Below are 880 nucleotides of genomic sequence, written 5' to 3' on the forward strand. Positions count from 1 at the left end.
GACATTGCTGTGTTGGCCTCTTCATCACCCAACACCACCACAAGGTCACTACCATCAACACTGGTGGAATACCCTGTCAGGGATTCCAGGTTAAAGATCAGGCGCGTTCCGTCCTTGGCTTCGACAATGGTGACACTGCGCGCATTGCCAGCCCCCAGGTTTTGCCGTTTCCCTGACACATCGCTATCAGCATTGATCAAATCCAGCGCGATCCGTGCCGGCTTTTCGATGCTATAGCCTTTGACTTCCGGCACACCGCCCTCAAAGCGCAGACGTACCTCCATGCTATCGCCGGAAAGGGAATTGGCTTCAATGGATTGCAATGTCCCCGCCATTGCCACGGCATTAAGGACACTCAGTGCCCCTGCCGCCAGAAACCCCGCCAGACGCCGGGAAGCGCTCTTTTTTATTTTCAATGTTGCACATTTCATAACTGGATCCCCAGCGACTGTTATTCGGAAATCGAGACGTTGCTGGCGCGTTCTACCCAGCCATCCCGACCATCCGGTACGATTTCAATCAAACCAACCTTGACCTCGCTAACATCTTTCACGCGGCCAAAGTTTTTCCCCATGTAATTGCCTGGTCGCACCCTTGTCACAGCTCCAGAAGGGTCTGCAATCAAAGCCTGGACCGGCTCGCCTGGCTTGGTGATCGTGCCAACCATGCGTAACGCATCCAGCGAAAAACGCTCCAGATATTCTTTTGGCCGAGCCAGATCCGGCTCGACATTTACGCCCTCGCGCACCAGAAGCAACTCCTGATCCTTGGGCGGACTAAACGGCGACCGCAACTGCTGCGCTGAATACGCATAGGTCGCGATCGGTTTAAACTCCGGCGGCGGCTCAATACGCCCTCGCGGCCGAGCTTTAATCTCTTC

2 protein-coding genes are annotated in these 880 nt (G+C 55.0%); both read right to left on the reverse strand.

Going from position 1 to position 880, the window contains the following annotated elements:
• Positions 1-431: AMIN domain-containing protein (locus A3730_RS02180; RefSeq protein ID WP_156500805.1), on the reverse strand; the 431-nt coding region annotated here is incomplete at its 3' end.
• A gap of 20 nt (positions 432-451) precedes the next feature.
• Positions 452-880, reverse strand: a 429-nt coding sequence (locus A3730_RS02185) for a pilus assembly protein PilP (protein WP_063537393.1), incomplete at its 5' end; no start/stop codon positions are given.

The sequence above is a fragment of the Alcanivorax sp. HI0044 genome, assembly GCF_001634945.1.